Here is a 19,317-nt window from a genome sequence, read left to right as displayed (position 1 = left end):
CATCAGCAACCAACGACTCACACCAGCCGGTACGCACCCCAGCAGCCGCCTCATGCGACGTCGGAAGGTCACTCGTGCGGGAATACGCGGTCATCACACCACCGCCTCACGCTCGATGTTCCGGATCGCCAACTTCGGCGTCGGATCCGAATGCATGAACACCCGCTCCAACGTCTCGTCCGACAACCGATCCATCCGCTTCGACAACCGCAACGCCAAACGCTGCACCTTGCCCCGACTGATCGTGATCTCATGCTCAACGGCATACGCCGCAATCCGGTTCTCAAACCCGGTAGTAGACATAGCTGTCCCCTAAATCTCATCGTCCGTGGCGAACCTCGGAGCGGGAATAGTGATAGGTGATGCCCAGAGAGTGGGCGAGAAGGTGCGCCGGCTAGGCGTCTGTGAGGGTTTCGTACCAGGCTTCAAGATTGGTGTGCGAGATGCTGAGCTGCTTCCCCACGCGCTTCGCGGCGAGGTCTGATTTGGCGATGGCGTTGCGGATCTGCCATGCCGAGACTGCGAATTCCTCGGCCGCTTCCTCAACGGTGTAAGCGGTCTTCGCCATCAGGCACACTCCTTGCGCAGCCGCTCCTGGCGGTCGTTGTACTTCTCCTGCAGGGTCGGCAGAGCGTTTCGCAGGGAGCCATGCTCTGATGCCAAGCGCTCCACGAACTCGGTGATGGCCGCTGCCCCTGCGGGCGTGATCGTCAGGGTGAAGGCCACGCTGCCCTTGAAGAGGGGTGCATTCTCGTGAGCGGCCTTCCGGAAGAAGAAGGGCTTCTTCGTCGCGTACTCGCACCACTGGTACTCGGTGATGACCTTTCCCTTGGAGTTTCTGCGCCGCTGCTCCTGGCGATAGATCCAGCCAGCGAACTTCAGCGCGGCTCGAAGGTCGCCCTCCGAGACTTCCAGGTTCGATGCGACAGTCCTGAAGAGGTGGGTGTCGTTGTCGGCAACGAAACTGTCCACATACAGCACCTTCGGGGCGTCCTCGGCAACCTTGGCTTCCAGCGCCGAAGTCTTCGCTTCAGCCTCGAGAACCCACTTCGCAAGGTCGGCACGCGAAGGGAGGTTCCGCTGTGCGAGCTGCTGCGCCATGTCGAAGAACGCCTTCACCAGGGCTACCTTGAATTCGACGACTCGGCCAAGGTTTCGGCTGAGGGTCATGAGAAGTGTTGCCTGCGGTTCGTTCAGCATCGCGATCCGAACCGGTGCGTTGTTGTAGCCAGGTCGCGTTTCAAACGCGAGCTGCCCGAACTCTTCGAGCGCGGCCCTGTGTGTCTCGATGAGTTCCAGGACGTTCTTGTGCTGGACGCCTGTTCCCTCGGCGATCGTGGTGGATTCGACCCTAAGGCCGTCAGGGGTGTTGGTGATCTGGATGGGGGTGGTAATCTCGTTCATGAGATTCCTCTCTCTAGGTTTTCTCTAAGCCCTCAGCAATGGCAGTTGCTGGGGGCTAGTTCTTTGTCTGGAAGTCGGGGTAGCTGATGGCTTCCAGCGGGACTCGGAGGGCATCGGCGATCTTGCGCAGGGTTGCCGCAGACACGTCCCGGCTTCCGCTCTCAACATGCGTGAGCGATCCCCTGCTGATCCCGGCGCGCGCTGCGAGGTCCATGTGTCGGATGCCCGCCAGATCACGGATCACCCGTACCGCAGTGCCGTTGATCCGGCGTTTCATAGTGATGGGTTCCATGTATGCAACTGTAGGCGCATTCTTGTGCAACACGCAAGATACGCAACTGAAATTTTTCCCAACCTATGTAATTACTGGGCTCTAGCGTTGCGCAGTTGCGTCGAGTTGCCTAGACTGGATGCATGGAGATCACCTCAGAGCTACTGCGCTCAGCACGACACATCGCTGACTTGACTCAAGCCGAGCTTGCGAAGAGGGTCGGCATCTCACTGCGGACTGTCTCAAATTGGGAACGCGGGGAGGTCGCCATTCCGGACAGGAGCAAGGCAAAACTTGGGCAAGTGCTTGGGGATGCCTTGCGAAAGGCCGCGGGCGAAGATCCTGCGCCGAGACGTCGGACGTTCCAGAACCCAGAGCAGGAGATGGAGTACCGATCCATCCTGGACCGCCTCATGAGCATCGAACACGCAATCCACTTCGTGAACGAGCAGGCCGACGAGAAGGAGCGGATCGAGCCCGAACGCGGCAAGTCCGGATTCGCCCGAAAGACCGCGATCCTGCGCCTATTCACCGAGCGTGATCTAGCGCTCGAGCTTGTTCGAAGATCGTCCGAACGCGGCGAGCAGGCCACAAACTGGTCAACCGGCTACCTCGAGAGGAACGAGGAACGGCTTGCGGAGCTTCGATTGGTCGCAGAGGACCTGTATGGGCTCACGCTTCCGGATGGGCCGGATCCCGACTACGCAATTATGTCGGAGGAGGAGGCTATGAATTATGGCCTGGCCGCACACAAGGGGGACCCGAACATTGGACCAGAGGACCTTCCGGAAGAGCCCTAGCGATCTGGCGTGGGAGATGGGCGTACGTGTTCGCACTGCGCCTGTCCCGCCTCGCTGGTGGGGCGCATACGATCATGCTCGTCGCCTAATAACGCTCCGTCCTGGTCTGAGCCCCATCCAGAAGACCTGCACGCTCATGCACGAACTCGGGCACGCCCACTACGGGCACCAGGGCATCACCCCCAAGCAAGAGCTGCTAGCGAACCGATGGGCCGCCTACCGGCTAATCCAGTACGACGACCTGCGAGCGCTCGCCGGGTCGGGAATGCCCCTGCCCGAGGTCGCCGCGCACCTCGGGGTCATGCCAGAGGTCCTGCGGGTTTACCTGACGACTCTGAACTTCGCCGAGTTGGAAGGGCTGAAGCGCTCGGCGTGACGGGCTTAGTTCAGCTCGAGCAGGTCGCCCACCCGGGTAACCGCTTCCAGCTTCAACGTGTCCGATTCTCTCGTCCTGTAGGCCCGGGACTGGGCTCGTGTCGAATGGCCCACGATGTCCATGATCAGCGACTCGGGCACGTTCGCCTCGAAGAGCAGATCGATGAAGGTGTGGCGGGTGCCGTGCAGCTTCACGTCCTCCGGCAGGCCGGCGTCCCGCAGGAGCCGTTTCCATGCCTTGTAGGCAGTGTCTGGACGCCAAGGGTTCCCTGTGGTTGGGTGCAGGAAAACGAAGCCCTCTTTGCGATCACCGATGGCCAGGTTGATCAGTGCTTCGAGGACGGGCATCATCGGGACAGTTCGCCAGCCGGACGCTGTCTTCGGGCGAGTGAGATAGAGGTTTCCGCGAACGTGCCGGTGTTCCCAGTCGGCGGGTACCTCTGTGATGTGCGGAACGTCTTGGAGCTGCCACGAGAAGTCCATCGTGGACTTGAGGGCCCGGTCGATCTCGAGGCCGATGACTTCGCCTCGGCGAGCTCCACTCAGCAGGTAAGTTGCCCAGAGCGCTGCTTCTGCGTCAGTGAGTCCGTTGAGGTGGTTGAGAAGCTTGATCGCCTCAGCGGGTTCCAACGCCCGCTCAACGGTCTTTTTGATCTTGGGCCGGTCGGTGTCGTTGCAGGGGTTCCGGAAGATTCGGCGGCGCGTCACGGCCTCGCCGAGCGCCCCTGAGAGGACGTTGAACATGCCGCGCACGTAGGACTTGGAGTAGCGGGCGCAATCGTCGGGAAGCTCGGAAGCCTTCAGTCCTTGGAGCTTCGGATCCTTTGGGGCCTTCTCGACCATGCGAACGAGCTTGTGCACGTCGTCAGGTGTGATCTTGTCGAGCTTCTTCCGGCCAAGAACCGGCGTGATCCACTTTTCGTTGTACCGCTTGTAGTCGGCGAGGACGTTGGGTCGGACTCGGCTGGGCATGATTTCGTCCAGGTAGTAGGTCATCCATGCGGCGAGGGTGTCGGTTGCGGTCTGTACGGTTCCGTGGGCGCGGATCTCGGCTTGGAGGTCGCGGAGTTTCTCGATGACCTTGGCCTTGCTCTTGCTTGTCAGGGTCTTGCGCGGGCGGGTTCCGATGCCGTTGGGAACCTCGACGGTGACGCACCATAGGCCGTCGCTTGCTCGCTGGTAGATGCTTCCTTCGCCCTTGCCTCGCCGCGCCATGGGGCCTCCTTGTTTACTGTAGCCATTAACTGTAGCCAATGTATCGTTTTTGATGGCTAATGGTCACTCTTGGCCCACCATAGTCCCCTTGTTTTCCGGGGATTCTGAGCCATTCTATAGGCTACTCCGCCTGTCTTGTAAACAGGGGGTCGCCGGTTCGAATCCGGCAGGGGGCTCCACGTGAAGGCCCCCGGAATCCGCGCGATTCCGGGGGCCTTTGTTATGCGCCATCGCATCCACGATGTGCGTAAGGTGGTGGAACTGTAGCCAATGGTGTAGCCATTGGTGGCAACGCATTGACTGTGCAGGTTACTTCAGCCGATATGCCCGGTTGGGGTCGGCCGGTACGGGGCGGAGGGTTTCGGCGGGTACCCAGCAGTCGACGACGGCGGGTTCCCCGCCTTCGATTTCGACGCAGTAGACGATGCGTGCAGCCCAACGGTAGGAGTGGCGTCGCCAGGCGATGATGAGGACTTGGCGTGGTTGCCGGCCGGGTTCGGTGTCTTCGAGGTACCAGGCGTGTCGTGTGTGCCTCGGCTTGGGGTAGAGGCGATCACGGCGGGGCTTTGACACGACGGCAAGACTCTCACGAGGGTCTGACAGTGAAATGATGTGGGGGTGAAGGTGATTGCGACCGTGGCCCCTGCTGGTGGGGCTAATGACAAGCTCGACTCGGCCCAGGCCAGGACCCTTGTGGGTGAGGGCGAGGGCTACGAGGATGCGAAGGCGGCCGCGTTGGCGCAGCTGCCTGAGGGGTTCATCGTCCTGCACCTTCGGCAGGACCCGAGCCCGATGGTTTACCGCTGAGCCTTCCGCTCTTTGGGGCTGAGTGCTGGTTCGAAGTCGGCGGTGTCGATGATGTGTTGCATCTCGGGGTCTGGTTCGATCAGTGAGGGGTCTGCGCGGCGGTCATCGGCGGCGAGCTTCCGGGTGTTGTTGTAATCCCTGCTGATGGCGTAGTACTCGAGCCGTTCGGTTACCTCACTCGAGAAGTCGCGGAGTTCGGCGAGGGTTTCCTTGTGCTTGTCCGTCGCGCCCTTGCCTGGGGTGTCGCCGGCCCCGACTTGTAGCCACCGGTCCTGCATGTCCTCGGGGACGAAGATCGGTTGCCGGGTGTGGACTTCCCCGGCTCCGAGGTCGGCTTCCATGGTGATGATCGTGTACGCGCCCTGTTCCTCGTCATAGAGGCCTGCTGCGGTCAGGAGGGGTGTGGTGTTGTCGTGAATGAACACAGGCACCTTGTACTTGGGCGAGGTCTCCACAAACTCTACGTACCCGTTCATGGGGACGAGTGCGGTCTTGCCTGCCCGGTAGAGTTCCCGCCACTTCGCGACCCGGAACAGGTTGTCGGAGCGGGCATTGATGGACTTGATTTCCGGCTTCCCCCACGCGGCACCCTGGATACCCCAGGTTCCGGTAACGAGCGCCCGGGCGTGTGTCCCGTTGTTGTCGGCGCGTTCGGCGACGAAGGGGCCGCGCACGCCGGGGCTCATGCTGTAGAGGCCGGACCACTGGGCGTCCAGCTCAGACCGGAGGATCGTCGAGATTTCCCCGCCGTCGTATGACATCACGTAGCGTCCGCACATGGGTTGAGACTGGCACGACCCAGGGCACCAGGCAAGGCCCTGTGGATTCGCTCGCTATGATTTCCTCATCACTCACATTCGAATTGGGGTTCCATGAAGAAGTTTCTTGCGCCTGCATGCGCTCTGGCCGTAGCCGTTCTCGTTGCATCCTGCTCTTCGGGGGCAACCGGCAACACGTCCACGAGCGCGCCGGTTGCGGCAGGCCAAACGCCTGCCTCGACCACGTCCGTTCCGAGCCCGTCGGCGACTCCGACGCCAGTCTTGAAGACGGCGACTGAGATCGCCAATGCGCTGAAGGCGAAGGTTCCTCAGGTCACGAAAGTTACGACGGTGACTGAGGCGAATGACGTGAACAACATGATTGGACGTCCAGGCCAGTATTCGTCTGCTGCTTGGATCGCGGACAGCCGTGGGAAGGCTGGCGAGACCGGCGTTGATGGTGGCGCTGTTGTCGAGACGTTTGAGACGGCAGCAGACAGGGATGCTCGGGCGAAGTACATCGCTGATGTCACTAAGGGTGTTGGCGCTCTTTCGGAGTACCACTACATGACAGGCACATCTCTGGTGCGTGTGTCTGGTCAGTTGCCGCCGTCCCAGGCGAAGGCGTACAAGGACGCTGTAGCCGGGCTCTGACCACTAGCCTTAAACGCCGATAGCGCCCCCACTACCTCGTGTTGAGGTGGTGGGGGCGCTTTGTCATGCTGGGTTTTTTGGTTCGGCTCCGAGGCCGATCTTGGTGAGGAAGTCGTTGACCAGTGGGAGTGCCATGACGCGGGTGATGGCTCCGGCGACTCCGAGGACGGCCGCGGCGAGGCCTGTTGCTGCTGCCGGGTCGTGGAGGGTGGCTGCCTGATAGATGAGCGGTGCACCTGCGATGAGTGGGAGCCCGACGGCGAGGGCGGTTCGGGCTACCGCCCGCCACGGGTAGCGGGTCTGAGTTGCTGCGCGGTGATCAGGCATCGGTTCCTCCTACTGTGACGTTGACGTCGACGCCGGATTTGAGGGCTTCCTCGGCTCCGGCTTTGGCGGCGGCCTGAACGGCACTGAGATCGATGTTCTGGCCGGTAGTTGCGGCCTTGAACGCTGCGAGCAGCCCGGCGATCTGTCCTTGGAGTGCGATGTTGCCGGTCTTCGTGTCTGCGATCTCCTGGCGCAGGGACACGGGGCGGCCGCCGCGAGTGATCGGGCCGGTGTTGTCGCGGGCGGTCTGAGCGGCGCGCGTGCCATCAGCGATCATCTGGCGGACGCTCACGTCGCCGCTCGCGGTGCTGATGGGGCCGAGGTACTTCGCCAGGCCCTTATCTACGGCGGCGTCGAGGTCTTTTGCAGTTGCCATGTCGAACCAGTCCTTCGTTTCGATGGGGCGGACAGCGCCGCCAGCGTTGGTGATGCCTGCGATTCCCCACGATTCGGTGCTGTCGTAGACGTCCGCGGGGAAGTTGACTGGGTCGCCCCAGTAGAGGTCCACGGTGGAGACGTGGATGTGGTCGGAGTGGGGGGACTCACCCGTGTACGGTTGCCATTCCCAGTTCGAGAATGCTCCGGCGATCAGAGGTGTGGTCTGCCCGGGTGTCGGGTTCATGTCGTGGATGAGGTAGGAGAACCGGCCGGTGGCGCGGCCGATGGCGCGTAGCTGCTCTGCGAGCTCACGTCCCTCCGCTTCGGGGAGGTTCCCATTGTCATCGGTGAAGATGTCAATGGCATGCACGATTCCATTGGAGTCGGCGTTGTGGCCCGTGAAGTTGGTGGGCGACATGTAGCCAGTGACGAACTCGCTTGCACGGGCCGGGGTGTAGTCGTACCGCTTGTAGACCTCATCACGGAGCGTGACGAGGGATCTGTTCGGCCGATGATAGGCGATGGCCATGTTCGGCACTGAGCCTCCTCAGATGTAGGGCGAGCCCGTCACGGGGACGGGCTCGGGGTCGGGGTTGATGCTGTGCAGGTGTAGGTGGTGGATCCGGGCGGCTGCGGGGTGCACGTGTAGGTGACCCCGTCCTGAGTGAAGTTCCAGCTGCTCGGCGGGGAACCATCCTTGCCGTCCCGGCCCGGCATGCCCGGCGCTCCGGGGTCGCCCTTCGGGCCCGGCACTCCTGGGTCGCCCTTCTCTCCCGGGATTCCTGGCTGGCCAGCGCTTCCCGCCACGCCTGGGGCCCCGGGGATTCCAGGTTCTCCGGCACTCCCCGGCGCTCCAGCAGCACCCGGCGCGCCGGACGCTCCCGGGCTCCCATCCCGGCCGTCACGGCCCGGGGCACCATCTCGCCCGTCAACTCCCGGGATGCCTTGGTCCCCCTTGCTTCCCGGGACGGCCGCGGTGTCCTTGGCGACCTGGTCGGCTCGCTGGCAGACCTGCTTCCCCTGTGGACTGGACTTGAAGTCGTCCTTCGCGCACGCGGCGGCGACCTGCTCCGCCAACGATTTCTTCTCGGCTGCCTGAGCTTGTGCGGCGTCGGCGGCCTGGGCGGCGTAGTTGCCGTTCTGCCATGCCAGGATCCCGCACACCACCACCAAGAACGCGAGCAGACAGGACGAGAGCAGGAGCAGGGACTTCGTGCGCTTGTCCGCCCGGCGTGACTTGTCCACGGCCTCCTGCGCGACGGCCAGCCGCCTCTCGTTGTCTTCGAGCTGGCTCATGACACTCCTTCCGGCCAGTCTTTCGGGTCCGGTTCGATACCGGCGGCGATGAGCTGTTCACGCCACTTACCGGCTGCGCGCTTGACGAGTTTCGCTTCCTTCAACTCGGCCTCGAGGGCTTCGATGCGCTCTCTCAGTAGCTCTTCCACAGACGCCTCCCGCTTCTCGCGCTTCTTGTCTGACCGGCCGATGAGGTAACGGATGCCGCCACCGAGGACGGCCAGCAGTGCACCCACTGCGGTGAGTGTCGGTCCCCAGGACTCCACACGCTCCTACCTCCCTCTCCTGATGGGTTGTCGGTGGGGGAGGGTCACGGGACCTCCTGGATGCCGACGAGCAGTGCGGTGATCTGCTTGACGATGCTGGTGGCGATGTCGTCAGGGATGTCGCCGTTGAGGTCGATGCGCTTGCCTTCGAGAGTGATGGAGACCATTGCTTGGGCCATGATGTGGATCCTTAGCGTTTGTAGGTGTACGAGATGGTGAACAGTGCGCCGGATGCGAGGGTGAAGTTCGCCCCGACTGCGCGGATAGAAGCGGCCCCGGTAGCTAGGTTCACGAACGCGATGGCCTGGTTGTTCAAGCCGGCCCCGACGACCTGAGTGAGAACGTAGGGGGAGTCCGCGGTAGAGCTCATCGCCGCCGATGGCAGCACGGTTCCCATCGACGTGTACGCGGTGGTGGTGATGGTTACGTTCGCGCCCGTGTACTTCGGCACCAGCGCGATCGTGATCTTCGTTTCGCCAGCGAGTGGCTCGACGAAAATGGACCCGCCAACGTTCCATCCCGCAGGGCTGAGCGCGCTAACGATCGACTCGGTGCCGAGGCCGTTGAGTTTCGCCTTGTCCGCCGCTGACATCGCACCCGGCGCGCTCGTGGTCGCTGCCGGGATGTCCGTGCCGGCGAGCACGACGTCACCGGTCCTACCGGCCACACTCGTCACGGCCCCGCCCACGGGTGAGCCGTTGACAGTGAAGGTCCCCACCACGTTGACGCTGTTGCTGCCCTTCAGGGTCAGCACGCCGTCACCAGTGTGGATGACGTCTACCTTGTTGGCACCCTTCTCACTGTGGAGGGTCATCAGGCCGTCTTTGTCGAACTTGAACAGGCCCTTGTTGATGTAGGTGCCGTTGTAGTCGCTCTGCTCGTACCGGATCTGGAGACCGTCCGGTGGGCCCATCTGCCCGCCCCAGGGGCGCATGCTGAGCGCTGTGTTGGTGTGGATGACCGCTGGGTCGTCCGGTGCTGCGTTGCGCACGTAGGTTGCCACGGACAGTGCAGAATCCAGGCTGACCGACAGGCCTCCGGATTGGGACGTTCCCCCGGTGGAGGGGCTTGCCGGGTCGCCGTCTTGACGGCTCCAGTACAGGCTCGCTCCTGCCGGGTCGATGTTCGCCGCTGAACGCCAACGCCTACCTTCGCTGTCGGTGTAGTTCAGGGACTGGATTTCGATGTTGTCGCCGTAGCGTGACGTCAAAGATGCCATGTTGGCGGGGTCGGTCTGGTAGGAAGTATTCGCTAGCCAGATCCCGGGCCGCAGCACCGGCAGGCCCGTCCAGGGTTCGATCACTTCCCGGTTGCCCAGACTGGTGCTGACCTTGATTGGCTGGTTGGTATAGCGGTCGATGCCGTCGGCGGTGGTGGAGATGTTGCCGCCCCCGGTCACGCTGATCTGCCCGCCGGGGACGAGGACGCCGCCTTCGACGCGGAGTGTGCCACCTGGCGGGATGGTGGATGAGCTGTTCCGGTTGGCCCCGTCAAGGGCCTGCTGCTTCCGTGCCAGCTCATCGACCCGGTTCCGCGCATCGGTGACACCGAAGGGGCGGGGGATGAAGCTGTTATCCACTGGCACCAATGTCACCTCCTGTCAGGTCGGCAAGGGTCGGCTTCCAGGTCTTCATGTCCTGGCTCAGGGAGTACCCGATGACAGGCCAGACAGCATCAAGCTCGATGGCGAACTCGTCCAGGTCGACGGGGTCTTGCCCGACGCGGACGTTGACCTGTGCGGTATCGCCCAGGGTCAGGTCCGCCGGCCCGGTGTAGTAGTCCCCGTCGCCGGGGATCTTCGCTTCAAGAGTCACGAGGGTCTGGCCGCCGAAGAACGCTTGCTTCATGCGGGCCATGTGGGCGGCGATGGTTTCTTCGCTGTCCACGCCGGAGAAGTTGCGGCGTTCTTCCAGGCGTGGCCATCCAGCGGCTTCCCGGATGGTGTCGATCCCGGGTGCGGAGATCAGCCGGGATTCGCCTTCACCGTCGCCGACTGCGGTGACGAGGGTCGCGGCGTCTCCCTGGCCCCACCGGGTCTCTGGGGTGGCGTCGGTGATGTTCACCCCGGAGATGAACGCGTGCTCCGGGGTGGTGGTGCGGTTGCCCATGGTGGGGCGCATCCGTGCGATCTTCCGCACCCGCGACTGGGCGGCGTCGGCCCATTGGATATCAATCATCCAGTCGAAGCCGGGGGAAGCGTTGGACAGTTCCGTGAGACGGTCCCCGATCCTGGTGTTCTCCGCGTCCTGATAGAGGCGTTCCAAGATCACCCCCGTCAGTGGGGCGTCCACCTCGAGGCCGATGCCGTTGACGTTCGCGGCGTTGATCATGGCGGCGAAGATGTTGGCCTGGTCGACGTCAAGGAACTCGGCGGTGGGCATGTACCGGCGCAGAAGGTATTCCTCCACGGTCCTGCAGGGGATTTCCTGACCGTTGATACCTGGTGTGGCGGTGCTGTTGGGGATCCCGTGCCAGATGATCCGGCCATCCTCGTCGGTGACGAGGATGAGGGACTTCCACGGAACGATCAGCTTCTCCCAGTACCGGTTCTTGTAGAGGCGGCCTTCCCCGTCGAAGAACGGGGCGAAGAACTTGCCCTCGCCCACGCCCTTGAGCTGGCGGGTCAGGTCCTCCGCGATGACCAGGGGCGCTTCGTCTAGGACGGTGCCGGTGATCAGGTCACAGATGATGAACCTCACGGCACCTCCTAGGCTTCGTCAGCGGGGCATTCCTCAACCCAGAACTTCGTGATCTTCGGATCCACGGACACGCCCGTGAAGACGTTGCCGGTGACCTTGTCCACCCAGAAGCGCGGGATGGGCAGGGAGTTTGCCGGGACGATGATCTCTTCGGTTTCGATGTAGCTGCTCATCAGGTAGTTGCCGGGGGCTGTCCAGCACAGCGGGGAGCGGGTCTGGGCGTTGGATGCCTGGGACTGCATGAGGGATGCGCACACATCCCACCGGCTGATCCCGGAGGCGATGGCACCCGAGTTCACGCTGGTCTGGACGAAGACCTTCATGCGCCGGTCGTAGGCTTCCGCGTTCATCGACATGGTCGCCACGGCACGGGAGCCGGTGCCATCACTGGCCGAGGTGGGGATGTTCGTGGAATTGACGGTGAAGGTGGTGCGCTTCCACGGTCCGACATGGGTCCAGACGGTGCCGTTGTAGACCTGCGTGGGGAACCCGGGAAGGTCCATGCGGAGCCTCTGCAGGCCGCGCACCTTGGGCAGGGCGCGGGCCTCGGCCAGGCTGTTGACCGGGATCGGTGCTCCCGCTGCTGCGGTGATTGGCCGCTGATCGGTTACCACGGGGGAGCCGCTTCCGGCCTTGGGGACGTCGATGAACGCCAGAGTCAGGGCCAGACCTGGTTCGGGCTTCACCCCGCCGCCCGTGGTGGCGAGCGGGTCCGGGTCCCCGGTGAGTATCCGGACGACACCCTTACGGTTCGTCCCGCCGCTGGTGCCGTCATTCTGCGGGTTGCTGGGGTCCCAGACCTGAAGGATCACCCGGTCACGGCGGGGGTTGTTCGCATCCGCTGCGACCAGGGGGTCAACGGTGGCTGAAGTGGCCAGTCCGGTGAGGTACGCTCCCGTACTGGACGCGACCGCTGCCGGCCCTGCCGTTGCCAGGACATTGTTGCCCGAGAGGGTGATCGCCAGGGCGCGGGCGTCAAGGACACCGCTGCGGCTGGTCCCCACCGCGGCACCGGGGGCCAGGAGCCCGCCGATGTCACGGCGCAGGGACTCTCCCGTGTAGAGGGGAGGGCCAGCGGGGGAGGGCGCGTTGATGAAGCTGGGGTCGATTGCGTCAAGAGGCACAGTAGGCCCTCCTAATTCCAGGTGTCAGTCCAGGCCACGGTGGCGGTGGCCTGGTTGGTGGAGAGGAACCCCTCAGCGTTGAAGGTGAGGGTCATGCCCGGGCGGGGGTTGATCCACGATCCTCGTAGGGCGGTGCGCCGTGAGGCGGTGCCGTTCAGCAGGATCGTTTTCTTGTCCAGGTCGATCACGAGGAACTGCCCCACGGTCAGGACGAGGTTGAACGTCATGCGGTTGCCGAGGTCATCGGTGATCTGAGGGTTGGTCAGATGCGTGTTCACGGCGGCGATGGTCACCACGACCCGGGGAGTCCCGGTGCCGGAGGATCCGACCGTGACGGCGTTGTTCGTCACGGTCGCGGTGATCGCGAACGGCACGGTCAAACCGGCGAGCTGAACCTTCTCCGAGGTGCTCTTTCCCGCTGTGGACGTGTACCGGAACGTGTACCCGCCGGAGGGTGCGGAGCCGCCATCGAAGTAGTCCCCGGCAAAGGCGACCGCAGCGGACTGGGTAGCAGCGGCGCTGATCTTGACGGCGTCGAAGTCCAGCTTCACGCCGGAGGGGATGACGGTTCCGCCGTTGTACAGGTAGGGCACTGGCTGGGCGTAGATTGTGCCTGCCGGGGCCTGTGCCGAGTGGGTGACCCTGCCCCCGGTGTTGTTGGTGGGGGCGCTCATGGACTCGCTGATTCGGGTGTTGGTGGAGTCGTAGAAGCGGATCCCGATCTGGCTGGTGTAGCCGGAGTCGTTGGCCATCAGCATCGACACCGCTGCCCAGTCTCCGGGGGAGAGGTTCACTCGCTGGTCCGTGGATGAGGCGGCCAGGACGCCGGGCCGGGTTGCCCCGGAACCGGTGGTGAGCCTGCCCCAGGCCGTGCCGACGATCCACGCCGGAGGGGACGCGGTCTCTCGCGTCAGGGCTCCGCCGACACCGACCCAGCCAGAGGTGTCTACCTCGAAGGACGGGTTGTTGGACCAGTTGGTGTCCGCGACAGTGGTGGGCGGGATGACCAGGCCCCCATCGGTGATGGGGAGCTTGGCGACCCCGGAGCCGCTGATGTCGTTCGGGCCGGTACCGGCGAATCGCCGGTGGTCCGTGGCGACGAACTGCACGTTCACGCTGATCGTCTCAACCCCGTCCCACACCACCTCCGGCGTTCCCACGACCCGGACCATCGCGTACCGGGTCAGTTCCGCTTCAGCGACGATCAGAGGCTTGTAGACCTTCATGGGCAGGGCGGCGACGAACTGGTCCCGAACGAGCGCCCCACGGGCGAACGACGGGACCACGAGGACACCCCGGAGGACGTAGTTCGCACCGTCGTAGTAGGCAGGGTCAGACCAGGCCCCGTCCCGGTCGGGCCACGGGTTCACGTCCCCGCGCGTTCCCGGGTTGCCCCATCCTTCGATGGGTGCTGTGAGGACGCCGCCGACGGTGTCCGCCGGGTCAAGGTAGAGCCCTGACCCGGCGAACGTTCGCCCGCCGATGGTGGCCGTTACGATGTCGGTCACTGGCCCTCCAATCGACGCGCCACCGCCATAGCGGTAGCGCTCGGGTTTACTGCTTCGTGGACATGAATCTGGATTGGCGGCTTGCCGTCTGCCCACCGTCCGTGACTGCCGGGGGCGGGCACGTAGGAGGCTGGCCGGTAGGGCTGGGAAGCGACGGCGTTGGGGATCTGCACCAGGGAGTCCACGGCACGGGAAACCAGCCCCGTACCGTCCCGGACACCAAGCGCCAGGCCAGCAGGGACCTGCCGCCCGACCTCATACCGGAACACCCGAGAGGGTGAGTGGATCCCGAGGTTCTTCTTCACCTGCGAGGTCATCCGGTCGGTGACCTTCTTGATCGCCGCGTCCACGGCCTTGAGGTTCCCGGACAGCCCGTTCACAAGACCCTGCTGCGCGGCGATCCCCGCCCCGTACATCCCGTTTGCCAGGGACATGCCCGCAGACTGGGACACCGAACCAAGCTGCTTCCACTGCCCGTTGAGCTGCCCGACAAGGCCCTTGCCCCCGGCGATGAGGGACTTAGCGATGGAGCCACCCTTACCGGTGCCAAGCTCACCGATCTGCGCCAGCAGGCCAGCATCAAGACCCATGGAGCGCAGCTTGTCGAGCTGCCCCTTGAACCCTTGGACGTTGCCCACGGTCTTCTTCGCAGCCGCCACAATGCCCTGAGCGCTACGCCCGGCAAGATCGCCCAGGTTGAACTCGTCCCGGAACTTCTCAGCCGCGTCACTGGCCGCCTTGTCCCGAGTCTTGACCGCATCCGAAAGGCTCTTCTGCGCTGTCTTCAGACGGGACGCGATGCTGGCACGCTGGGTGGTGAGTTTGGAGATCTGCGCGTTGCTGGCGCTGATCATCCGCGACGTCGCATCCAACGTCCGCCCCAGAGACGTTTCCCGGTTGGCCTCGGCAAGCTTCTGCCGGCCCTGAGCGATCAGGCTCGCGACCTGCTTGTTCCGCTTGGCGATGGCCGCGTAGTAGGCGGTCATCTTTTTCGCGTTGGCCTTCGCGTCCTTCCCCAGGGCCGGGGCCTTCACCCCCGACACCTGAGCGGCACGGCTCATCAAAGATGACGCGGCCTTGCGGAGCTGGTCAGCCTTCGTGAAGTGCTTCGTGGCCTCAGAGGTGACCTTCCGAGCCACAGCGGTAATGGCTGCCGTGGCCTGCGGCCCAGCCTTCTTCACCCCACCGGCGAGGCCCTGAACGATGAACTCACCGAACTGCCGGAACACTCGCGACGGGCTGTGGATCCCGAGAGCTGCTTTGAACGGTCCGACGATCCAGCCGGGGAGCTGGTTGAGGAAGAAGCTGCCAATGCTAGACAGGAGGCTTCCTGCCCCGTTGAGAAGACCCTGGATCATGTCTCGACCGATCTGGACGAGGGAGCCCGTCAGACCGGAGAGCGCGCCGAGGATCTTGCCCGGGAGGTCCCGGAAGAACGAGACCACATTGTTGATCCCGGACGAGATCGCACCCGTGATGTTCGACCAGAGACCGGTGAAGAACGACTTGATGCCGTTCCACGCCGAAGACCACAACGAACCAATCAACGAGAGCGCTCCGCTGATTGTGGAGGACACTACCGCGATAGCGCCTGAAACAATGGCCTTGATCGCGTTCCAGATCCCACCGAAGATGTTCTGTATGCCTTCCCACACCTGGGACCAGTTGCCGGAGATGACGCCGGTCACGACTTGAATCACGCCCTGCACGATCTGCATCACCGACTTGATGATGTCTGCAACAGCGTTGAATACTGTGGTGACCACAGGTAGAAGTGCCTGAATCGCGGGTACCAGAATCGCCAAAATGATGTCAACGAGCGGACCAATCGCCGAGATGATTCCAGTGAAAATTGTGACCACCGGTGGAAGAATCGTGGTTACCAGGTTCACGATGATCGGCACAAGTGAACTAACAATTGCCGTGATCAGCGGCGCGATTGCTCCCACGACCTTCGCGAAAACAGGGGCTAGGTCTTGCAATGCTCCACCGATTGCGCCGGCCGCGCTGGCCAGAACAGGAGCGATCTCTTTGAAGGCTCCTGAGATGACTCCGGAGATCGTGCCAACGGTGTCACTAATGGTGGGAAGGACGCCGGCTATGGCTCCTGCAAATGCGCCGATGACACCCGCTACGGTACCGATGAGATCGGGCATCACGTCCGCCAGGCCGCTAAAGATTGTTGCAATTGGTGAGGCGGCTGTGACAATCCCAGCTATTTGTCCAATGATGGACCCGAAGATCGGCATCAGCGGCCCGAATGAATCCCCAATCGCGTCAAAGATCCTTTGATCTTTGATCCGAAATCACTCATGAATCCGGCAAATCCGGATTTGCTGAAGTCCTGTGTGCCAGTTTGAAATGCCTTGAAGAATGCGTCTACGCCATCTTTCCCGGCACGGAGACTAATCCCAATACGTTCAAGGACTCCTGCGAAACCGGAACTGGTGACATCGGAGCCGCCGTCTTCGTAAGCGGCCTTCATGGCCTTGATCCCGCCCTTGACTTCTCGGGAGGCTTTCCCCGCTGCTGCGCCTACTGCCGCGAAGGTGGTGAGAATTGGGTTGGCGAACTTCGGGGCTTCACCATCGTCGAAGGACTTTTTCATCTCCTGGTAGCCCTTGCCGATGTCCTGAAAGATCGGCTTTAGCTTCTTGTTGAGCCCGTCGATAACCGGGATGAGGCCGTTTGCCCCGTCCTTCATTGCGGCGAGGAAAGGGAGCATGACGGTTTCGCCGACGCGTCCGAGGGCTGCCTTGAGGTTAGCCATCGAGCCCCGGAACGTTTCGCCGGACTTCAGCGCTGCACCGCCGAGGCCCTTTTCCATGGCGTTCTGGAAGGTCGCGAAGTCGATCTTGCCTTTGGACGCGAGGTCGTAGACCTCGTCGGAGGTCTTACCCAGTTCCTTGCCCAAGAGCTGGACAATCGGAATGCCAGCGTCGTTCAGCTGGGCGATGACATCGCCCTGGATCTTGTTCGACGCGGCGACCTTGTTGAAGATCGCTCCCATCTCACCCATGCCGACACCCGCAATGGTGGCCGAGTCGCCCACGAGCTTCAGGGTCCGTTCAAGGTCTTGGCCGGGTTTCACCCCAGCAGCGACCACGCCAGCAGCCACGGTGGCCGCGTCACCCATGCCGAACGCCGTGCCCTTCACTGCGGCCATGGCATTGTTCATGATCTTCGTTACCGACTGGGTGGAGTGGCCCAGCCCGGTGAGTTTGGCCTGTGCGTCCTCGATGTTCAGTGCTCGAGAGATCCCGCCTTTGACTGCCAGCCCTGCAACCATTGCAGGTCCAGCGACGGCGAGGACCTTGCCGGCGATACCGGCGAATGCAGCGCCGAACGAGCTTCCGCCGCGCTTGCCAGCGGCCGCGCTGCCCGCGTCTGCTGCCCCAGTTAGGTCGTTGACGATGCTCTTGCCAAGGCCCTTGGAGGAGGCGACGATGTTGACATACGCGGTCGCCAGTTCAGACATGGGGCCTCCTGGAATGCGGCTAGCCCCCGCACCAGGACGGTGCAGGGGCTAGCGGTTTCTGTTGTAATAGGCGACTTGTCGTTCGGTGACGAACTTGACCACGCCGGCCTTGGTGGTGTGAGCAACCTTCCCCGGTGGGGGTTGCGGTGCACGCCGAGCCTGTTTCCACTTCTCGGCCTGTTCGAGGCTCATGGGTTTGCCCTTGAACGTCGTGGTGGTCTTGTCCTCGAACCCTGGGCGCGGAATGGGCTTGGGTGGGCGTTTGCCCTTCTGCCCGTCAGCGGTCTTCTGCCATGCCAGGACTGCCAAGCGGTCTGCTATCAAGGCAGTAAGTTGTTCGAGAAGCGTCCAGCCTTGTCCGAGCGCCCGCTTGGTCGCCGAATCGTCAGGGAGATGTTCAGCGAAATCGGCAACCTCCCAGAGGTGGAAGCCGGGAACCCTGCCGGTGCGGGTGAGACGGAGCCCGTAGTATCGCAAGAAGTCGGCCCGCAACTGCCCGCCGAACTCCCGAAGGAGAGCGGCGAGCGTTAGGAGTTTGGGGCCAGTTCCTTGATGAGGTCCTGGACCAGTTCACTGCCAGCTTCCACGGAGACCCGCCCCGTCTCGGGGTCCCTAACCGATTCGAGCGCCGTTTTGAATGACTCCTTGCCAAGCAGCCGGCGCAGGATCCGGGGGAGCCGCTGCACCTCACCCTCATCGAGGGAGTCCAGGTCGTCGAGAAGTTCGAAGTCATCGAGTGCGTCGGCCGCGATGGTGTACTCCTGACCATGCACAGTGACGGTCTTTGTGCCGTCCTTGTTGACCCTGGGCTTGCGATCCTGGGGCTTCTTGACACCTTCCGGGATGGTGGTGGTGTCGTCGGTGATCTTGATTTCAGACATGGGTGCCTCCTGCGGGCAGAGAACTTGGTAGGGGTTGCGGGACTGGTGGTGACCTGTGGGGCGCGGTCCCGCAACACGCGCCCCACAGGGGTTGGGATCAGGCCATGTAGATGTAGGCCTTGGTGCCGGTGGAGTCCGGGTAGGCGGTCAGGGTGACGTCGTAGCCGATGGCCTCGTCACCCTTGAGGGAGACGTCGCCGCGTTCGGTGACCTGTGCGTCCGGGAGGCAGATGCGGATGGTCTTGGCACCATCACGGACCTCGATGACCCAGACCAGGTGATCGGTCTGAGTGCCCTTGATCTTGATCGCCGAAGCGGTGGCCGTGGGGTCCGCGTAGTAGACCTTCAGGACCTCTGCGGACGTCTCGATCATGGTGAACTGGTAGGTCAGGTCGTGGCTGGTCTGGATCTTCCGGACCACGTCACCGTTCTGCCAGGCCTTGATGTCGGTCTGGTCGGTGCTGATCGCCTGGGTGATGCCGTCCTCGGAGGCATAGCCGAGATCCTTGAGGGCGGCGTTCAGGGCGGTCGTGGTGTCAGTGGGGAGTGCGGTTCCGAGCGGGCCGGACGAGATCGTTCCGGTGACCGCGACGCGCACATTGCCGGCAGTGAGTGCCATGTTGTCCCTCCTGGGGCATGAAAAAAGCCCCGCCAGGTGGCAGGGCTTGCAAGGGTTGGATGGGGTTAGATCGGCGTCCCACGAACAGCGAGTTCGAAGTTCTGCCGGTAGCGCGGGATCTTGGCGTCCGGGTCAGGAATATCCACGAGCCCACCCATGGGGTGGGCCCAGTAGATGACGACATCCATTGCTTGGGAATCGGCACTGGCCGGGACAGTGATGGTGTCATTGCTCAGGGCCGACAGGTGCGCCCGGACGAGCTGCGCCTTGCCTTAGCAACGTTCTTCGTCGCCCCCACGTATCACATGAGGAACGCCTTCTCATGGATCGGCGAGAACTGCCGGCCACCAGCATCACTGATGAGAACGAACTGGTCCGGACGAGGATTCGGTTCAGTACCGACGACGGTCAGGCCAGGGATCCTCGCGATCAGCCATAGCCGGGCCGCTGCCATGGC

Annotated in this window: 25 protein-coding genes and 1 tRNA gene; 5 read left to right on the top strand and 21 right to left on the bottom strand. The window is 63.2% G+C overall.

Going from position 1 to position 19,317, the window contains the following annotated elements; translation table 11 throughout:
- Positions 1 to 93 precede the first annotated feature (93 nt).
- The 4 genes from BLV63_RS00110 to BLV63_RS00100 form a co-directional block, all read right to left on the bottom strand.
- Positions 94 to 303 carry a hypothetical protein gene (locus BLV63_RS00110; protein WP_066217395.1) on the bottom strand — a complete coding sequence of 70 codons (210 nt, stop codon included), beginning with the start codon at positions 301 to 303 and terminating at the stop codon, positions 94 to 96.
- Between the two features lie 91 nt (positions 304 to 394).
- Entirely contained in the window at positions 395 to 568 is a 174-nt protein-coding gene (locus BLV63_RS18190; protein WP_139244580.1) for a helix-turn-helix domain-containing protein, read from the bottom strand.
- Positions 568 to 1,404, bottom strand: a complete 837-nt coding sequence (locus BLV63_RS00105; protein ID WP_066217397.1) for a Rha family transcriptional regulator — start codon at positions 1,402 to 1,404, stop codon at positions 568 to 570. The genes BLV63_RS18190 and BLV63_RS00105 overlap by 1 nt, the downstream gene beginning before the upstream one ends.
- Positions 1,405 to 1,459: 55 nt before the next feature.
- Positions 1,460 to 1,696 carry a helix-turn-helix domain-containing protein gene (locus BLV63_RS00100; RefSeq protein WP_082724328.1) on the bottom strand — a complete coding sequence of 79 codons (237 nt, stop codon included), beginning with the start codon at positions 1,694 to 1,696 and terminating at the stop codon, positions 1,460 to 1,462.
- A 122-nt stretch (positions 1,697 to 1,818) separates the two neighbouring features.
- Between BLV63_RS00100 and BLV63_RS00095 the strand changes: the two genes are divergently transcribed.
- Positions 1,819 to 2,475 carry a helix-turn-helix transcriptional regulator gene (locus BLV63_RS00095; protein WP_066217400.1) on the top strand — a complete coding sequence of 219 codons (657 nt, stop codon included), beginning with the start codon at positions 1,819 to 1,821 and terminating at the stop codon, positions 2,473 to 2,475.
- A complete protein-coding gene (locus BLV63_RS00090; protein WP_082724329.1) occupies positions 2,411 to 2,851 on the top strand; it encodes an ImmA/IrrE family metallo-endopeptidase in 441 nt (146 codons plus the stop codon). Before BLV63_RS00095 ends, BLV63_RS00090 begins: the two co-directional genes overlap by 65 nt.
- A gap of 5 nt (positions 2,852 to 2,856) precedes the next feature.
- Here BLV63_RS00090 and BLV63_RS00085 read toward each other — a convergent pair whose 3' ends face one another.
- The gene (locus BLV63_RS00085) at positions 2,857 to 4,065 is read right to left on the bottom strand and encodes a tyrosine-type recombinase/integrase (protein ID WP_066217402.1); all 1,209 of its coding nucleotides are present in this window, start codon (positions 4,063 to 4,065) and stop codon (positions 2,857 to 2,859) included.
- Positions 4,066 to 4,147: 82 nt separating this feature from the next.
- On the opposite strand from BLV63_RS00085, the gene BLV63_RS00080 reads away from it, so the two are divergent.
- Positions 4,148 to 4,244, top strand: a tRNA-OTHER gene (locus BLV63_RS00080).
- 618 nt (positions 4,245 to 4,862) lie between these two features.
- Here the strand turns inward: BLV63_RS00080 and BLV63_RS00070 are convergent.
- Positions 4,863 to 5,651 carry an SOS response-associated peptidase family protein gene (locus BLV63_RS00070; protein WP_074783825.1) on the bottom strand — a complete coding sequence of 263 codons (789 nt, stop codon included), beginning with the start codon at positions 5,649 to 5,651 and terminating at the stop codon, positions 4,863 to 4,865.
- Positions 5,652 to 5,999: 348 nt separating this feature from the next.
- Between BLV63_RS00070 and BLV63_RS18185 the strand changes: the two genes are divergently transcribed.
- Complete coding sequence (locus BLV63_RS18185) at positions 6,000 to 6,284, top strand: hypothetical protein (protein WP_169795544.1); 285 nt, start codon at positions 6,000 to 6,002, stop codon at positions 6,282 to 6,284.
- Between the two features lie 63 nt (positions 6,285 to 6,347).
- Here the strand turns inward: BLV63_RS18185 and BLV63_RS00065 are convergent, their stop codons facing one another.
- From BLV63_RS00065 to BLV63_RS00025, 10 genes are all read right to left on the bottom strand, one after another.
- Positions 6,348 to 6,611 (bottom strand): hypothetical protein, encoded by a 264-nt coding sequence (locus BLV63_RS00065; RefSeq protein WP_066217568.1) that lies wholly within the window; start codon positions 6,609 to 6,611, stop codon positions 6,348 to 6,350.
- A complete protein-coding gene (locus tag BLV63_RS00060; protein ID WP_139244578.1) occupies positions 6,604 to 7,518 on the bottom strand; it encodes a hypothetical protein in 915 nt (304 codons plus the stop codon). Before BLV63_RS00060 ends, BLV63_RS00065 begins: the two co-directional genes overlap by 8 nt.
- 38 nt (positions 7,519 to 7,556) lie before the next feature.
- A complete protein-coding gene (locus tag BLV63_RS00055) occupies positions 7,557 to 8,285 on the bottom strand; it encodes a collagen-like domain-containing protein (RefSeq protein ID WP_066217489.1) in 729 nt (242 codons plus the stop codon).
- Complete coding sequence (locus BLV63_RS00050) at positions 8,282 to 8,521, bottom strand: hypothetical protein (RefSeq protein WP_139244577.1); 240 nt, start codon at positions 8,519 to 8,521, stop codon at positions 8,282 to 8,284. Before BLV63_RS00050 ends, BLV63_RS00055 begins: the two co-directional genes overlap by 4 nt.
- Before the next feature lie 74 nt (positions 8,522 to 8,595).
- A complete protein-coding gene (locus BLV63_RS19010; protein WP_255218052.1) occupies positions 8,596 to 8,730 on the bottom strand; it encodes a hypothetical protein in 135 nt (44 codons plus the stop codon).
- A gap of 11 nt (positions 8,731 to 8,741) precedes the next feature.
- Positions 8,742 to 10,130, bottom strand: coding sequence for a hypothetical protein (locus tag BLV63_RS00045; protein ID WP_066217493.1), 1,389 nt, complete (start codon positions 10,128 to 10,130; stop codon positions 8,742 to 8,744).
- Entirely contained in the window at positions 10,123 to 11,250 is a 1,128-nt protein-coding gene (locus BLV63_RS00040; RefSeq protein ID WP_074783821.1) for a hypothetical protein, read from the bottom strand. Before BLV63_RS00040 ends, BLV63_RS00045 begins: the two co-directional genes overlap by 8 nt.
- 8 nt (positions 11,251 to 11,258) lie before the next feature.
- Positions 11,259 to 12,374, bottom strand: coding sequence for a hypothetical protein (locus BLV63_RS00035; RefSeq protein WP_066217497.1), 1,116 nt, complete (start codon positions 12,372 to 12,374; stop codon positions 11,259 to 11,261).
- 11 nt (positions 12,375 to 12,385) lie between these two features.
- Positions 12,386 to 13,882, bottom strand: a complete 1,497-nt coding sequence (locus tag BLV63_RS00030) for a phage distal tail protein (protein WP_074783819.1) — start codon at positions 13,880 to 13,882, stop codon at positions 12,386 to 12,388.
- Positions 13,879 to 15,648 (bottom strand): phage tail family protein, encoded by a 1,770-nt coding sequence (locus BLV63_RS00025; RefSeq protein ID WP_175533600.1) that lies wholly within the window; start codon positions 15,646 to 15,648, stop codon positions 13,879 to 13,881. Before BLV63_RS00025 ends, BLV63_RS00030 begins: the two co-directional genes overlap by 4 nt.
- 40 nt (positions 15,649 to 15,688) lie before the next feature.
- Between BLV63_RS00025 and BLV63_RS18550 the strand changes: the two genes are divergently transcribed.
- Positions 15,689 to 16,174, top strand: a complete 486-nt coding sequence (locus BLV63_RS18550; RefSeq protein ID WP_175533599.1) for a hypothetical protein — start codon at positions 15,689 to 15,691, stop codon at positions 16,172 to 16,174.
- Here the strand turns inward: BLV63_RS18550 and BLV63_RS00020 are convergent.
- The 5 genes from BLV63_RS00020 to BLV63_RS19005 form a co-directional block, all read right to left on the bottom strand.
- Positions 16,131 to 17,360 (bottom strand): tape measure protein, encoded by a 1,230-nt coding sequence (locus BLV63_RS00020; protein ID WP_074783815.1) that lies wholly within the window; start codon positions 17,358 to 17,360, stop codon positions 16,131 to 16,133. The two genes, BLV63_RS18550 and BLV63_RS00020, sit on opposite strands and share 44 nt — an antisense overlap.
- Before the next feature lie 48 nt (positions 17,361 to 17,408).
- Entirely contained in the window at positions 17,409 to 17,837 is a 429-nt protein-coding gene (locus tag BLV63_RS00015; RefSeq protein WP_139244576.1) for a DUF5361 domain-containing protein, read from the bottom strand.
- A gap of 50 nt (positions 17,838 to 17,887) precedes the next feature.
- The gene (locus tag BLV63_RS00010) at positions 17,888 to 18,241 is read right to left on the bottom strand and encodes a hypothetical protein (protein ID WP_066217451.1); all 354 of its coding nucleotides are present in this window, start codon (positions 18,239 to 18,241) and stop codon (positions 17,888 to 17,890) included.
- 97 nt (positions 18,242 to 18,338) lie between these two features.
- Complete coding sequence (locus BLV63_RS00005) at positions 18,339 to 18,860, bottom strand: phage tail tube protein (RefSeq protein WP_066217449.1); 522 nt, start codon at positions 18,858 to 18,860, stop codon at positions 18,339 to 18,341.
- Positions 18,861 to 18,925: 65 nt separating this feature from the next.
- On the bottom strand, positions 18,926 to 19,048 hold the full coding sequence (locus BLV63_RS19005; RefSeq protein WP_302846641.1) for a hypothetical protein: 123 nt from the start codon (positions 19,046 to 19,048) through the stop codon (positions 18,926 to 18,928).
- Positions 19,049 to 19,317: the final 269 nt, after the last annotated feature.

This window comes from Arthrobacter woluwensis (assembly GCF_900105345.1).
Lineage (GTDB): Bacteria > Actinomycetota > Actinomycetes > Actinomycetales > Micrococcaceae > Arthrobacter_E > Arthrobacter_E woluwensis.
Note: the sequence above shows the minus strand (reverse complement) of the source record. Positions and strands in the feature narration are given on the sequence as shown.

Excerpts from the sequence above, each read along its gene's own strand:
- BLV63_RS00110 (WP_066217395.1), bottom strand. The coding sequence starts at position 303 with ATGTCTACTACCGGGTTTGAGAACCGGATTGCGGCGTATGCCGTTGAG.
- BLV63_RS18190 (WP_139244580.1), bottom strand. The coding sequence starts at position 568 with ATGGCGAAGACCGCTTACACCGTTGAGGAAGCGGCCGAGGAATTCGCA.
- BLV63_RS00105 (WP_066217397.1), bottom strand. The coding sequence starts at position 1,404 with ATGAACGAGATTACCACCCCCATCCAGATCACCAACACCCCTGACGGC.
- BLV63_RS00100 (WP_082724328.1), bottom strand. The coding sequence starts at position 1,696 with ATGGAACCCATCACTATGAAACGCCGGATCAACGGCACTGCGGTACGG.
- BLV63_RS00095 (WP_066217400.1), top strand. The coding sequence starts at position 1,819 with ATGGAGATCACCTCAGAGCTACTGCGCTCAGCACGACACATCGCTGAC.
- BLV63_RS00090 (WP_082724329.1), top strand. The coding sequence starts at position 2,411 with ATGGCCTGGCCGCACACAAGGGGGACCCGAACATTGGACCAGAGGACC.
- BLV63_RS00085 (WP_066217402.1), bottom strand. The coding sequence starts at position 4,065 with ATGGCGCGGCGAGGCAAGGGCGAAGGAAGCATCTACCAGCGAGCAAGC.
- BLV63_RS00070 (WP_074783825.1), bottom strand. The coding sequence starts at position 5,651 with ATGTGCGGACGCTACGTGATGTCATACGACGGCGGGGAAATCTCGACG.
- BLV63_RS00065 (WP_066217568.1), bottom strand. The coding sequence starts at position 6,611 with ATGCCTGATCACCGCGCAGCAACTCAGACCCGCTACCCGTGGCGGGCG.
- BLV63_RS00060 (WP_139244578.1), bottom strand. The coding sequence starts at position 7,518 with ATGGCCATCGCCTATCATCGGCCGAACAGATCCCTCGTCACGCTCCGT.
- BLV63_RS00055 (WP_066217489.1), bottom strand. The coding sequence starts at position 8,285 with ATGAGCCAGCTCGAAGACAACGAGAGGCGGCTGGCCGTCGCGCAGGAG.
- BLV63_RS19010 (WP_255218052.1), bottom strand. The coding sequence starts at position 8,730 with ATGGCCCAAGCAATGGTCTCCATCACTCTCGAAGGCAAGCGCATCGAC.
- BLV63_RS18550 (WP_175533599.1), top strand. The coding sequence starts at position 15,689 with ATGATGTCAACGAGCGGACCAATCGCCGAGATGATTCCAGTGAAAATT.
- BLV63_RS00020 (WP_074783815.1), bottom strand. The coding sequence starts at position 17,360 with ATGTCTGAACTGGCGACCGCGTATGTCAACATCGTCGCCTCCTCCAAG.
- BLV63_RS00010 (WP_066217451.1), bottom strand. The coding sequence starts at position 18,241 with ATGTCTGAAATCAAGATCACCGACGACACCACCACCATCCCGGAAGGT.
- BLV63_RS00005 (WP_066217449.1), bottom strand. The coding sequence starts at position 18,860 with ATGGCACTCACTGCCGGCAATGTGCGCGTCGCGGTCACCGGAACGATC.
- BLV63_RS19005 (WP_302846641.1), bottom strand. The coding sequence starts at position 19,048 with ATGGATGTCGTCATCTACTGGGCCCACCCCATGGGTGGGCTCGTGGAT.